The 13,008-nt window shown below is 71.1% G+C and carries 10 protein-coding genes and 1 pseudogene; 5 read left to right on the top strand and 6 right to left on the bottom strand.

Features of this window, described 5'->3' with window-relative positions:
* Positions 1-10 precede the first annotated feature (10 nt).
* Positions 11-1,747: an FAD-binding protein gene (locus ACGFRF_RS27335; RefSeq protein ID WP_393744306.1), complete on the top strand. Its 1,737-nt coding sequence runs from the start codon at positions 11-13 to the stop codon at positions 1,745-1,747.
* Positions 1,748-2,000: 253 nt separating this feature from the next.
* On the opposite strand, the gene ACGFRF_RS27330 is transcribed toward ACGFRF_RS27335, so the two are convergent.
* Positions 2,001-2,858 (bottom strand): helix-turn-helix transcriptional regulator, encoded by an 858-nt coding sequence (locus ACGFRF_RS27330; protein ID WP_393744305.1) that lies wholly within the window; start codon positions 2,856-2,858, stop codon positions 2,001-2,003.
* Between the two features lie 341 nt (positions 2,859-3,199).
* A complete protein-coding gene (locus ACGFRF_RS27325) occupies positions 3,200-4,666 on the bottom strand; it encodes an aldehyde dehydrogenase family protein (protein ID WP_393744644.1) in 1,467 nt (488 codons plus the stop codon).
* Positions 4,667-4,725: 59 nt separating this feature from the next.
* On the opposite strand from ACGFRF_RS27325, the pseudogene ACGFRF_RS27320 reads away from it, so the two are divergent.
* Positions 4,726-5,019 (top strand): annotated as a pseudogene (locus tag ACGFRF_RS27320) (helix-turn-helix transcriptional regulator); the annotation flags it as partial.
* A gap of 103 nt (positions 5,020-5,122) precedes the next feature.
* Here ACGFRF_RS27320 and ACGFRF_RS27315 read toward each other — a convergent pair.
* Positions 5,123-5,515, bottom strand: a complete 393-nt coding sequence (locus ACGFRF_RS27315; RefSeq protein ID WP_393744303.1) for a hypothetical protein — start codon at positions 5,513-5,515, stop codon at positions 5,123-5,125.
* A gap of 657 nt (positions 5,516-6,172) precedes the next feature.
* Between ACGFRF_RS27315 and ACGFRF_RS27310 the strand changes: the two genes are divergently transcribed.
* Together ACGFRF_RS27310 and ACGFRF_RS27305 are read left to right on the top strand one after the other, a co-directional pair.
* A complete protein-coding gene (locus tag ACGFRF_RS27310) occupies positions 6,173-6,886 on the top strand; it encodes a sigma-70 family RNA polymerase sigma factor (protein WP_393744302.1) in 714 nt (237 codons plus the stop codon).
* Positions 6,887-6,990: 104 nt separating this feature from the next.
* On the top strand, positions 6,991-9,732 hold the full coding sequence (locus tag ACGFRF_RS27305; protein ID WP_393744300.1) for an AAA family ATPase: 2,742 nt from the start codon (positions 6,991-6,993) through the stop codon (positions 9,730-9,732).
* Positions 9,733-9,816: 84 nt separating this feature from the next.
* Here the strand turns inward: ACGFRF_RS27305 and ACGFRF_RS27300 are convergent, their stop codons facing one another.
* The 3 genes from ACGFRF_RS27300 to ACGFRF_RS27290 all read right to left on the bottom strand — a co-directional run bounded on the left by ACGFRF_RS27300 (position 9,817) and on the right by ACGFRF_RS27290 (position 12,222).
* Entirely contained in the window at positions 9,817-10,575 is a 759-nt protein-coding gene (locus ACGFRF_RS27300; protein WP_393744299.1) for an SDR family oxidoreductase, read from the bottom strand.
* 195 nt (positions 10,576-10,770) lie between these two features.
* Positions 10,771-11,313, bottom strand: coding sequence for a GNAT family N-acetyltransferase (locus ACGFRF_RS27295; protein ID WP_393744297.1), 543 nt, complete (start codon positions 11,311-11,313; stop codon positions 10,771-10,773).
* 198 nt (positions 11,314-11,511) lie between these two features.
* Complete coding sequence (locus tag ACGFRF_RS27290; protein ID WP_393744295.1) at positions 11,512-12,222, bottom strand: sigma-70 family RNA polymerase sigma factor; 711 nt, start codon at positions 12,220-12,222, stop codon at positions 11,512-11,514.
* Positions 12,223-12,509: 287 nt separating this feature from the next.
* Between ACGFRF_RS27290 and ACGFRF_RS27285 the strand changes: the two genes are divergently transcribed.
* Positions 12,510-12,917 (top strand): OsmC family protein, encoded by a 408-nt coding sequence (locus ACGFRF_RS27285; RefSeq protein ID WP_393744293.1) that lies wholly within the window; start codon positions 12,510-12,512, stop codon positions 12,915-12,917.
* Positions 12,918-13,008 lie beyond the last annotated feature (91 nt).

The following is a 13,008-nucleotide window of genomic DNA, read 5'->3' as shown; positions in this document are numbered from 1 at the left end:
AGGAGGTTCCATGTCTTCGCTCGGACACCAGCTCGCCACGTCCGTTCTCGTGGTGGGAGCCGGTGGGTCAGGCCTTCGCGCGGCCGTCGAAGTCGCCGAGGCCGGTGTCGCCGTCATCGCGGTGGTCAGACACACGGCCGACGATGTCCACGCTGTCATGGCATACGGAGGTTCCGAGAGGGCGCCCGCCACCGCCGGCCACGACGACACGTGGGAACGATGGGAACGGCACGCGGCCGACACGTTGCACGAGGGCCACTTGCTGGCCGACCCACGCACCGCGCAGGTCGTGGCCCGCTACGCCGCACAGGGATTCCACGACACGGGACGCTACGGCACGCGTCTCGACCGCCAGGGCTACGGCGGGCCCGCCCAGCGTCAGTTCGGCGACCACAGGTACCGCCGCACCGCGTTCGCCGACGAGTACACCGGCCCGGAGGTGCGGCGAGCACTCCGCGAACGCGCGAAGCAGCTCGCCATTCCCGTCCTGTCGAGTGTGTACGTCACCCGGCTGCTGGTCGAGGACGGGACGGTGTTCGGTGCCTATGGATTCGACCTCGTCGACGGCTCGCGCTATCTCGTGCACGCCGACTCCGTGATCCTCGCGACCGGAGGACACACGCGCATCTGGCGGCGTACGTCCTCGCGTCGCAACGAGAACACCGGCGACTCGTTCCGCCTCGCCGTCGAGGCCGGTGCCCGGTTGCGTGACCCCGAGCTGGTGCAGTTCCACCCCTTCGGGCTGATCAGGCCGGAGAACGCGGCCGGCATGCTCGTCAGCGAGGCGGCACGCGGCGAGGGCGGCATCCTGCTCAACAACCTCGGGGAACGGTTCATGACGCGCTACGACGCCGAGCGGATGGAGCTCGGCAGCCGGGACAAGGTCGCACTGGCGTCCTACACCGAGATCAAGGAGGGCCGCGGCACCCAGGGCGGCGGCGTATGGCTCGACCTGTCCCATCTACCGCGTGAGACGGTCCTGACGCGGCTGCCGCGGGTGCACCAGACCCTGTTGGACCTGCAGATGCTCGACATCACCCGCGACCCCGTCGAGGTCGCGCCGACCGCCCAGTACTCCCTGGGCGGGGTCTGGGTCCGGCCCGAGGACCACAGCACCGATGTCAGCGGGCTCTTCGTGATCGGGGAGGCGGCCAGTGGTCTGCACGGCGCGAACCGGCTGGAGGAGAACTCGCTGATCGAACTGCTCGTCTACGGCCGGATCGCCGGCCGGGCCGCGGCGGAGTACTCGGCCAGGCTCACCGCCCAGCGACGGTCGCCGGCGGCGGTTCGCGCCGCGGAGGCGGACGTGACCCGGCTTCTGGCCGCCGACGGCGACCGGAGCGTCCGCGCGCTGCTGCGGTCGGTGCGCCGGCTGATGACGGAGCGCGCCGGTGTCGTGCGGGACGAGGCCGGGCTCACCGCCGGGCTCGCCGAACTCGACGAGATCGAGGCCCGCATGCCGGACGTCGGCGTGCACATCGACATCGGCGGCTTTCAGGATCTGGCGTACGCCTATGACCTCAGGTCCGCCGTTCTCGCCGCTCGCGCGACACTCGAGTGCGCGTTGGAGCGGCGGGAGACACGGGGCTGTCACCTCCGGTCCGACTACCCCGAGGTCGACCCGGACCTGAAGGTCAACCTGGTCTGGTCCCCGACGACGGGTGTGCGGCGCGAACCCGTCCCGCCCATCCCCACCGACATCGCCGAGTTGATGCACGACGTCTCAGCCGACGCGTTGCTCGAGTAGGAGTCAGCCGGTCCGGTACCCGGGTAGTGGCGGTCGGCGCGGGAATCCGCCTCCCCGATGCCGCCGACGGGCACCGGCGGTTCATCGGGGAACGCCCTCGCGGAGTCATGGCGTTGGCGGGCCCGCCGGCCTGGGCCGCGGGCAAGAGCTTCGGCGCGATGGCGATGGCGATGGCGCCGAGGGTGCGTGCCGTGAGGATGTCGGCCGGAACGGGCGGGCCCCCGCTCGCGCCGTCACTGAAGCGTCGGCTTCCTCACGGCGTGCCCGGGGCGGACGTCCCCTCGGCGATCGGCAGAAGGGACAGCAGTCGGAGGTTGGTGTGGCTCTCCGTGCCCGGTGTCGCGGTGTAGACCACGAGCCGCTGCGACTGGTCGGGGTCGACCAGCGTCTGGCAGTGCAGTTCCAGCGTGCCGACCTGCGGGTGCCGGAAGCGTTTGGAAGCGCAGTAGGGCCCCAGCACGGGGCGCTCGCGCCAGATGCCGGCGAACTCGGGGCTTTCCCTGTTGAGCGCGTCCACGAGCTCGGCGGCACGCGAGTCGTCGCCGTCGCGGGTGTAGGCGCCGTGGAGGTCCGCCACCATCAGACGGCTCTGCTCGGCGTGGTCGCTCTCGGGGCGGACCGAGCGGGAGACCGGGTCGGTGAACCAGCGGTAGTGGGCACTGCGTGCCAGCCCGGTGTAGGCCGTCTCGTCACCCAGCAGCGTCACCGCCGAGCGCGTCTGCTTCAGTGTCTCGCCCAGGTGGTTCATCACCTGGGCGGGGGTGTCCTCGAGCCGGTCCAGGATGCGCATCATCCCTGGACTGATGTGGTCGCCGCGCCGCACCCGGTGCGGCAGGGCGTGACCGGCGAGCTGGAAGAGGACATCGCGCTCTTCCAGTGACAGGTGCAGTCCGCGGGCCATCGCGGCGAGCATCTGTTCCGAGGGGTGGGGACCTCGCGGCTGCTCGAGCCGGCTGTAGTAGTCCACGGACATGTCGCAGAGTGCCGCGACCTCCTCGCGGCGCAGCCCTCCGGTACGCCTGCGCCGGCCGCGGGGCAGCCCGACGTCCTCCGGTTGCAGGGCTTCGCGGCGCGCCCGCAGAAAGGCTGCCAGTGCTGCCCGGTCTGCCATGGCTGTCCTTTCTCACGGGACGGTGCCGTCCCCGACAGGATGTGCCGGTCCGCGGATGTCCGGGACGGGCTCGCGGGAGGGACGTGCCGCCTCGACCGCGGCCGCCCACTCGTACTTCAACGGTGTGAGCAATGCGGCCAGGAGCACTCATTCCCCGAAACAGTGTGCCGTCCCGCACCCATCGCGGATCGAGCGGGAGCTTCTTCGCCGGCGTTGTTTCCGCCGCGGGGCCGACGGCTCCGGCGGCCGTGGCGAGGGGGTGTTTCGTCCACGGCCGCGCTGGGCCCGGGAGGAGCGTCGAGGTCCCGGCTCGCCCCTCGGGGCGGTGGCGACGCGGTGTGTCAGCGGGTGATCGCCTTGGTCTCGAGGAACTCCTCGAGACCGGCACGGCCCATCTCCCGGCCGTTGCCGGACTGCTTGTACCCGCCGAACGGGGCCTGGAAGTTGTGCTGTCCACCGTTGACGTCGACCTGGCCGACGCGCAGGCGCCGGGCGATCGTCACGGCGTGGTCCTCGTCACCGGTCACCGCGCCGTTGAGTCCGTAGATCGTGCCGTTGGCGATCTCGACGGCGTGGTCGTCGTCGACGTAGGGGATGACGACGAGGACGGGGCCGAAGATCTCCTCCTGGGCGATGACCGACTGGGGGTCGACGTCGGAGAAGATCGTGGGCTTGACGTAGGCACCGGTCTCGAAGCCCTCCGGCCGGCCGGGGCCGCCGACCACGAGCGTGGCGCCGTCGGCGATGCCACGCCGGATGTAGCCGTCGACGCGTCGGCGCTGGGCCTCCGAGGCGAGCGGGCCGATCCGCGTGCCCTCGTCGCTGGGATCACCGACGACGTACTCCTCGGCCGCGGCCCGGAGCTTGTCGACCACGGTCTCCTGAAGGCCCTCGGGCACGAGCATGCGCACGTAGGCGCCGCAGGCCTGACCGCCATTGGCCCAGGCATAGGCCAGTCCGCGGCCGACGGCGAAGTCGAGGTCGGCTTCGGGGAGGACGATGTGGGCCGCCTTGCCACCCAGTTCGAGTGCGACCCGCTTGATCGTGTCGGATGCCGCGACGGAGACGCTTCTGCCGGCGCGGGTGGACCCGGTGAAGGAGATCATGTCGATCTTCGGGTGGCGGGAGAGGGCCTCGCCGACGACCGGGCCGGTGCCCTGCACCACGTTGAACACACCGTTCGGGAGACCCGCCTCGGTGGCGATCTCCGCGAACATCCGGGCACTGAGAGGGGAGATCTCGGAGGGCTTGAGCACGACGGTGTTGCCCGCCAGCATCGCGGGGACGACCTTGGTCACCAGTTGCTGGAGCGGGAAGTTCCACGGGGTGATGGCCCCCACCACGCCGATGGGCTCGCGGATGACGAGCGAGTTCTCGACCACCTCCGTCCACTCGAACTGCTCGGCCGCTGTGATCGCGGCCAAGGTCGACGCGACCGGGAACCCCACCTGCGCCTCCCGGGAGAAAGCGATCGGGGCGCCCATTTCCAGGGTGACGGTGGCCGCCAGTTCCTCGGCGTGCCGCTGAAGGCCCTCGGCCAGGCGCCGCATGACGGCCGTACGGTGCTGGGGGGACGTCGAGGCCCATCCGGGGAAGGCGGCGAGCGCGGCCTCCACCGCCATGTCCACGTCCTCCGCCGTGCCTTCGCGCACCGTGGCGATCACCGATTCGTCGGCGGGATTCACCACGTCGATCAGTGGCCCGGAGCCCTGGACAGCCCGGCCGTCGACCCAGTGGGAGGGAGTGGGGAAAGGAACCGTAGGGTTTTCGTTCATGCCGCCAAGACAACATCGGTCGCCACGGGGCATCCATGCCATCCCATGCCCATGATCCGCGTCACGTGCCCGCCGTGCGCTGCCCCACCGTCACCCGGTTCGGTGCCGGTGCTTTCGCCCGCCGCACGGGCCGCGAGTTGCAGGCCATCGGTGAGACCGTGACCCGGCATGTCATCGCCGCTCCTGCGGAGCTCACCGCTCAGGAGGCACAGATCGCGGGATTGGCCCGGGACGGACTCACCCATCCCGAGATCGGGGCCGAACTGTTCATCAGCCCCCACACCGTCGAGTGGCACCTGCGCAAGGTCTTCGCCAAACTCGGCATCACCTCCCGCAGGCAGCTCCGCACCACACTCACCGGCCGTCCCACAGCCACGCCCGCATAGGGAGGCGGGTCCAGGCAGGCAGGATGTGCCGCGGGCCACCCACGTGGGCTCTGCGCCGTCCTGCGATCTGACCGACGTCCACCACGAGGGCGCCGCCGGCACGTCACCCGCAGCCGTCCAGGCTGGTGCGCCCTATGGCATCCCGCAGAATCCTCTGCACCTCGATGTGCTCTGCCGCCACGGGCATCCCGCCGCGCGCCCGCCGCTCCTGGGCGCTGTTGGCGCGCTCCATGGCGGTGTGCACGGCGTCGGGGACGTCACGGGCCTCGTCCACCACGTAGTACATCCAGATCACACGGGAGCCGCCGGGCCGGAAGGGCACGCCGATCAGCCATTTCACGGGCTGCGTGAGCAGGGGACGAACGGAGGGCTGTGGATCACACGCCGTCCGGTCGGACTCGCGGAGAGCGGAGCCGGCGGCCAGGGTGCCCTCCCCCGCGGTGAGCCCCGCGCCGCCAGTCTCCCGAAGGCTGGGATGATCCATCTCGAGCAGCATGTGATCTCGTCTCCTCTCCGCCTCCGATGTCACGCCGGTATCCCGACGTCGCAACATCAGCCGAAGCCCGGAAGGGCTGTTTCTCCCTGTTTGACTGGGTAGCCCTCCCCTTTGTGACAAGCGCGACAGGAAGAGAAGGCAAGCGCAGGGTGCGAACGCACCGCCAGGGCCGCGGCCCGGCGAGATTCCGATGCGCGTCCCTTGCCCGGCCGGACGGCCGAACTCATCATGGGGCCGCGGAGCTGCTGGAGGCCGGCGCAGGCGAGTTCTCCCGGACTGTGAGGCGACGGGCAGCGCTTCCGGTTCCGCCACCTCGCGGCGTCGCCCCGCAAAGGCGCGATCCCAGCCGACATGCCTGCCTTCGCCCCGGAAAACAACGTTCCTGCGTGTTCGCGCAGGAGAAGCGGGTGGCGGAGGCCCATGGCACACCCCGGCGAGCGGCCGGCAGGACGGGCCCCGTCGTCGCGGACCAGGCGCCCACGGCCGGGCTCCGGACGCGTGTCCACCTCGGACGCGTCGCTGATCCACCACGGGTCCACTACGGACCACTACGAACCCGCCTACGGTCTCCCCGGGGCGCGATCGGCCACCCCCGGGTGTGACGTTGGGTGTCAGCCGCCCTCCGGGGCACCACCCCGTCGAGCGAAGGAGCCGGTCGTGAACCCGCAACTGACCAGAGCCAGGCCGGCCCGGAAGATACCGGGCACGGCGCCCCGCCCGGCCGCCGACGAGCTCGGTGAGGCCGTGTCGGTGTTCGTCCGGGCGCGGCCCGGACTGCTCAGGATCGCCCACCGGATCACCGGCGACGCCGTCGAGGCCGAGGACATCCTCCAGGAGGCGTGGGTGCGGTGGCAGGGCACGGACCGGGCGGTCGTACTCAACCCGTCGGCGCTGCTCAGGACGACGACGATCCGGCTGGCCGTCAATGTCGTCCAGTCCGCTCGCAGACGTCAGGAGGCCTGCGCCGGCCCCTGGCTGCCGGAGTCGGCGGACCACCAGGCCGGTCCGGACACGGTGGCCGAGCGGCAGGACGCCGTCGAACGGGCCGTCCGCCTGCTGATGGAGACGCTGACGCCGAGGCAACGCGCGGTGTATGTCCTGCGGGAAGGATTCGGCTACCCCTACGCCCGTATCTCCGAGATCCTGCACGTCAGTGACACCAACGCCAGGCAGCAGGTCTTCCGTGCGCAGGAGCGTCTCGCCCAAAACCGTCGCCCCCGGCCGGTGGACCCCATCGCGCATCGACGGCTCGTGAAGGCCTTCCTCGCGGCGGCCCGGTCGGGCGACCTCCTGCCGCTGGAGGGGGTGCTCGCCGCGGACGGCGCCCTGCGGCCCGCACCAGGACCGCTGCCGTGTGGGACGAGCGAGTAGAAACACAGCGGTGAGGAGCACGGAGGCGGGTCGGCCCGTCCCCCTCGCCACGACGACCTCGGCCGCTCGCGACGTTGTTATGCTCCCCGCGTGCGGGGGTCACGGTGAGTGGGAATGGTCCGGAGCGGTTGCGTGGTCGGCGCCGCGAGTGCGATGCGCTCGACGATGTGGTCTCGGAGGTGGAGGCAGGACGCAGCGCCGTTCTGGTCCTGCGCGGTGATGCCGGGATCGGGAAGTCCGCTCTGCTGGATCACCTGGCGGCACGGGTCGTCGGGCACCGCGTCGCCCGTGGGGCGGGTGCCGAGTCGGAGATGGAGCTTCCGTTCGCGGGACTGCACCAGTTGTGTGCCCCGTTCCTCGGACGCGTCAGCTCTCTTCCGCCGCCGCAGAGAGAAGCCCTGGCCACGGCGTTCGGACTCAGCACGGGACCGCCTCCGGACCGGTTCCTGGTCGGTCTGGCCGTGCTCGGACTGCTGACCGAAGTGGCTGCCGAGCAGCCGCTGTTCTGCCTCGTGGACGACGCCCAGTGGCTGGACCGGGTCTCCGCGCACACCTTGGCGTTCGTGGCGCGACGGATGCTCGCCGAACCGCTGGCACTGATCTTTGCCACCCGTGAGCAGCGGGGACGCGACGAGTTGGCCGGTCTGCCCGAGCTGCGGGTCGACGGCCTGAACGACACCGACGCGCGCGCTCTGTTGGATGCGGCGGCCGGCGGCCCGATGGACGAGCGGATTCGTGACCGCGTCCTCGCGGAAGCACGCGGCAACCCCCTCGCGCTGTTGGAACTCCCCCACGGCCGTATCGAGACGGGACCGGCCGACGTGCTCGACCTGCCCGATCCCGGACCGGTGACCAGCCGTATCGAACGAAGCTACCTCGCCCGGGTCCGCTCGCTGCCGACCGCGACGCAGCAACTGCTGCTGATCGCCGCCGCCGAGCCGGTCGGAGACGCGACGCTGCTCAGGCGTGCCGCCGAGCGACTGGACATCAGCCCCGGCGCGGCCGGCCCGGCGGTGACGGCGGGGTTGCTCGACATCGGGGCTCTGGTGCGCTTCCGGCATCCGCTCCTGCGCTCCGCGATCTACCGGTCGGCCGGGCTTGCCGAGCTGCGCGAGACCCATCGCGTCCTGGCGGAGGTGACCGACCCCGTCCTCGACCCCGACCGCCGCGCATGGCACCTGGCGCGGGCGACGGTGCGGCCGGACGAGGCCATCGCCGCCGAGCTGGAGTCCTCGGCCGAGCGGGCGCTGGCGCGAGGCGGCACCGCCGCAGCGGCGGAGTTCCTCGCACACGCGGCCGTACTGACGCCCCACCCGCGGCGCAAGGCGACGCGTGCCCTCGCCGCGGCTCAGGCGAAACTCCGCGCCGGTGCGCCCGCCGCGGCACGCGATCTGCTGGCGCTGGCCGGGAGCGGAGTCCTGGACGAACTCGGTCGCGCCCGCGTGGATCTCCTACAGGCCCAGATCGCCTTCGCCTCCAGCCGCGGCGACGAGGCGCTCCCCCTGCTGCTGGCCACCGCGAGGCGCCTGGTGCCGCTCGATGTCGGCCTGGCTCGCGAAACCTTCCTGGACACCCTGTCGGCCGCCATGTTCGCCGGACGCCTCGCCTCCGGCGCGAACGTGCGCGAGGTGGCGGCGGCGGCACGGAAGACACTGCCACCCGTCACGAGGCCGCCGCGCACTGCCGATCTGCTCCTGGACGCCTTGACCACCCGGTTCACCGACGGCTACCGCGACGCGGTCCGCGTCTCGCGTGAAGCGGTACGCGCGCTCCGCCGGGAGACCGACCCGGAGGAGGTCCTGCGCTGGTCGTGGCCGGCCTCTGCGCTGGCGGCCGAGATGTGGGACGACGAGGGGTGGACGGAGCTGGTGACACGCCATGTCCGGACCGCCCGAGCCGTCGGCGCGCTGACCGAGTTGCCGCTCGCGCTCAACTCGCGGGTCGTCGTCCACACGTGCGCCGGTGAACTGGACGCGGCGGCGCTGCTCGTCGCGGAGATGGCCCGGGTCCAGGAGGCGGTCGGCAGCAGCTTCGCGCCTCACGGCACGATGACGCTCGCCGCCTGGCAGGGACGCGAACGCGAGGCCGCCCCGCTGATCGGGGCCGGCATGGACGATGCCGTGCACCGTGGCGAGGGACTGGGCGTGGCCGTCGCACGACGGGCCGCAGCCGTCCTCCACAACGGTCTGGGCAGGTACGAGGAGGCGTTCGACGCGGCCCGTGTGGCGAGCGCGCACCAGTGGGACCTGGTCGCGGCCAACTGGGGACTGGTCGAACTGGTGGAGGCCGGAGTGCGCAGCGGTCGCCACGACGCGGCCGAGGCCGCACTGGTCCGGCTGGCCCGGGCCACGGACGCCGCCGGCACGGACTGGGCGTTGGGCCTCCAGGCGCGTTCCCGGGCGCTGCTCAGTCGAGGCGACGCGGCCGAAGAGCTGTACCACGAGGCGATCGAACGACTCGGACGTACCCGGGTCCGGGTGGAGTCGGCCCGGGCGCACCTGCTGTACGGGGAGTGGCTGCGGCGGGAGAGCCGTCGCGCTGACGCCCGGGAGCGACTGCGCGCGGCGCACGCGCTGTTCACGGAGTTCGGTGCGGCTGCATTCGCCGAGCGCGCCGTCCGCGAGTTGCGGGCCACCGGCGAGACGGTGACCCGGCGCGACGGTGTCGCCACGGCGACGCTCACCGCCCAGGAGCGCCAGATCGCGCACCTGGCTCGGGAAGGGCTCACCAACTCCGAGATCGGCGCCCAGTTGTTCCTCAGTCCGCACACCGTGGAATGGCACCTGAGGAAGGTGTACGCCAAGCTCGGCATCACCTCCCGGCGGCACCTGCACACGGCGTTGTGACCGACACCTCGTCGGTGAGAGCGCCGATGTGACGGTCTTCGCGGTGCGACCGGTCCGAGGGCGGAGCCCACGCTCGGGCGCCTGTCACCGACCGGTTGTCGTGGCACGTTCCAGGGACGCGAGGTGGTCGTCGAACGTCCGGCGGCCCTGGACGTACTCGCCGCGCGGCAGCAGGCCGCCTGCTGACATGGCTTTGCCTACCTTGCCCGGAAGCGTCACCGGCACGACGAGCCGGCGCCGCCCCTGGGAGCGCACGATACGACGCGTCATGTCCACCATGTCCAGCCGGTCGGGCCCAGCGATCTCCCGGGCCATTCCCGAAGGGCCCTGTACCGCGTGTGCGACGAGCTTCTCGGCGACGTCCTGGGCGGCGACGGGTTGGGTGAGCATTCTCGGCATCACGACCACCGGCGACCGGTTGTCCAGCAAGGGCTCGGGGAACTCGAAGAACTGGGTGGCGCGGAGCACGGTCCACGGCACACCTCCGTCGCGCACGAGTTCCTCCTGCACGCGCTTGCCGAAGTAGTAGCCGAGATCGACCTCGTCGCTGCCGACGATCGACAAGGTGACCAGATGCTCGATGCCGTCCGACCGGGCTGCGGAGAGCAGGTGGCCGGTGGTCCGGGAGAAGAAGTCGACCGCGGCCTTCTTCCTCATCGTGACGATGTTCGTCACATTGATCACCGCAGCACTGCCGGACAACCTCTCCTGCAGGCCGGCACCGGTGGTCAGGTCCACGCCGTGCGAACGGGCGAGTACCACGGGTCGATGTCCCGCGGCCCGCAGCTCCGCGACGACGAACTTCCCCACCAGACCGGTTCCTCCGGCCACGGCCACCTGCATGTGATGCCTCCTCGTACCAATGGCGGTTCTCGGCTCCGCCCTACAGACAGGACAGGTACTCCACCTGTGACAGGACGCGGTGGGGATGCCCGCCCGCACGGCGCGGCGGAGGCGGCAGACAGGGCCGCCGCACGCCGGCCCCCAGGTACGACATACTCGCGGTCCGCTACGAGGCAACCGTCCTCGTTGCCGCCATCAACGAGTGGTTGTGACGTACTGGTCCGACGACAACGCGAACACCCGGACTCGCCGACCGCCGGTGGGATTGACGGTCTCACGGACCGGATGCATCCCCAGTTTGGTCATGATCCGTTCGGAGGCGTCGTTGCCCACCTGGGTGATGCTGACGATCCGCTCCAGTCCTCGCTCTTCGAACCCGAACCGTACAGCGGCCGCAGCGGCCTCGGTGGCCAAGCCCTGCCCCCAGTGGGAACGTCCCAGCCGCCAGCCGACCTCAACCGCCGGCAGTACCTCCGGCAAGAAGGCGGGCACCGAAAGGCCGGTGAACCCGGCCAGCTCGCCAGTGGACCGGATCTCCACGGCGAACAGGCCGAAGCCCTGTGACTCCCACTCGCTCTCCCACGCCTGGATCCCGCCGCGAGTCTGCTGTTCGTCACGGACGCTGCCGTCACGGATCCACCGCATGACCTCGGGGTCGGCATTGATGGCAGCCATGGGCGCAACGTCTTCCTCGCGCCAGCGACGCAGGATCAAACGGGGAGTCTCAAGCGTGACCATCCAATCATTCTGGATCACAAAACCACCAGGCAGATCGGCGGACGCGCCCGGGCCACCTGTCGCCAACTGGTTCAGGATGGCCGGCCCGAGCAGGAACGCGTTCGGTGGCGGTCCCTTGGGAAGGCCGAAGGCGATGTCGAGCGCCTCACGCTGCCGGGCGAAGAGGCAGTGCTCCGGCTGTGGCCGGGACGCGCGCGGCTAACCGTTCGCCGGCCGGCCCACCGGTGCGCTCGCGGGCCGTCCGACGTCGCTCAGGAGGACCTGCTCCAGACCGGCCAGGTCACCTGCCTGTGCGGCCGCGAGGAACGCCTGCACGAACCGGCGATGCGTGACGGAATCCACGGACTGCCGGCGGCGCTGTGCACCGAGACGCTGCTGGGCGCGTGTGACCTGCTGCCTCGCGTTGACGACGCTGAGGTGCAGGAGCCCGGCGATCCTGTCGTAGGGGTACCCGAACCCCTCCCGGAGGACGAATGCGGCGCGCTGCCGGGGTGTCAGGGTCTCCAGCAGCAGGGCGACCGCTCGCTCCACGGCGTCCTGCCGCTCGGCCACCGCGTCCGGAGTGGCCTCGGGGTCCGGCGGCTCCGGAAGCCACGGGGTGGCACAGTGCTCCCGCCGTCTGCGAGCCGACTGGAGCACGTTGATCGCCACCCGGACGGTGATCGTCCGGAGCAGCGCCGATGGACTGTGCACGGCTGTGCGGTCGGTGCGCTGGATCCGCAGCCAGACCTCCTGGAGGACGTCTTCGGCCTCGCTCACGTCGCCGAGGATCCGATAGGCGATGTTGATCAAGGAGGGCCGGGCCCGCAGGAACAAGGACGCCGCGCCCTCCAGGTCGTCGATGGCCGAGGTCGCCGCCCAGCCGTCCGGCACCGATGAGCGCCCGGGTTCCATCAGGTACGTGTCCACGGTCGGCTCCTCCGCTGGGGTGGGTCTGCGGCCTCGGAACGCCGCTGCGACCAACCTCGCGCGGGCAGCGCGGGGACCGCGCCATGGAGAACCCGTGGGAGCTGCGTGGTGGTGCCCTGGTGATGCCGTAGGGGGACCGTGGCCGCCCTCCACGGCATGAGGCTCGGGGGCCGGCACCGCACGCACTCCCCCGGGCCGGCCTGTCACACGCGCGTACGCCGCTCGGTCTCTGCAGGAGGGGGATGAGCTACACCATGGTCCCCGCACCTCGGTCGAGAGGAAGACCCATGACCACGCGCATCGTGTCCATTGCCGAAGGCAAACGGCTCACCCGCTCCATCGCGATCGGCACTCACAACCTGACAGCCGACGAACCCGAGCCGATCAGTACCGATGCGGGTCCCACCCCGGGAGAGCTGCTTCTGGCCGCGCTGGGGTCGTGCACCTCCATGGCCGTGCGGGCCCTGGCGGACCGACACGGCTGGCCACTGGACCGTATCGACGTGGCCGTACGATTCGGCGACCAAGGGCGCATCGTCAAGAACGTGGGGCTGACCGGGGACCTGGAGCCGGCTCAACGGGAGCAGTTGCTGGCGGCCGCCGGACGATGTCCCGTTCACCGCCTGCTGACCAGGGAGGTCACGATCGTCACCGTGCCCGCTTTGCTGGCGGAACCGGACGTGTCCCACGCCTAGGTTCTGTCTCTTAGGTCAGCGTCGGGTCCAGATGAGGATGCCGGCGAGGTGGAGTGCGGCCTGGTAGGCGATGGCGAGTTTGTCGGTTCGT

Source organism: Streptomyces sp. NPDC048521, from assembly GCF_043199855.1.
GTDB lineage: Bacteria > Actinomycetota > Actinomycetes > Streptomycetales > Streptomycetaceae > Streptomyces.
This window is presented reverse-complemented; position numbering and strand designations above follow the sequence as displayed.

What these genes read in the sequence shown, in the direction of transcription:
- ACGFRF_RS27300 (WP_393744299.1), bottom strand. Translation starts at nt 10,575, where the DNA reads ATGCAGGTGGCCGTGGCCGGAGGAACCGGTCTGGTGGGGAAGTTCGTC.
- ACGFRF_RS27315 (WP_393744303.1), bottom strand. Translation starts at nt 5,515, where the DNA reads ATGCTGCTCGAGATGGATCATCCCAGCCTTCGGGAGACTGGCGGCGCG.
- ACGFRF_RS27285 (WP_393744293.1), top strand. Translation starts at nt 12,510, where the DNA reads ATGACCACGCGCATCGTGTCCATTGCCGAAGGCAAACGGCTCACCCGC.
- ACGFRF_RS27325 (WP_393744644.1), bottom strand. Translation starts at nt 4,666, where the DNA reads ATGCCCCGTGGCGACCGATGTTGTCTTGGCGGCATGAACGAAAACCCT.
- ACGFRF_RS27335 (WP_393744306.1), top strand. Translation starts at nt 11, where the DNA reads ATGTCTTCGCTCGGACACCAGCTCGCCACGTCCGTTCTCGTGGTGGGA.
- ACGFRF_RS27295 (WP_393744297.1), bottom strand. Translation starts at nt 11,313, where the DNA reads ATGGTCACGCTTGAGACTCCCCGTTTGATCCTGCGTCGCTGGCGCGAG.
- ACGFRF_RS27330 (WP_393744305.1), bottom strand. Translation starts at nt 2,858, where the DNA reads ATGGCAGACCGGGCAGCACTGGCAGCCTTTCTGCGGGCGCGCCGCGAA.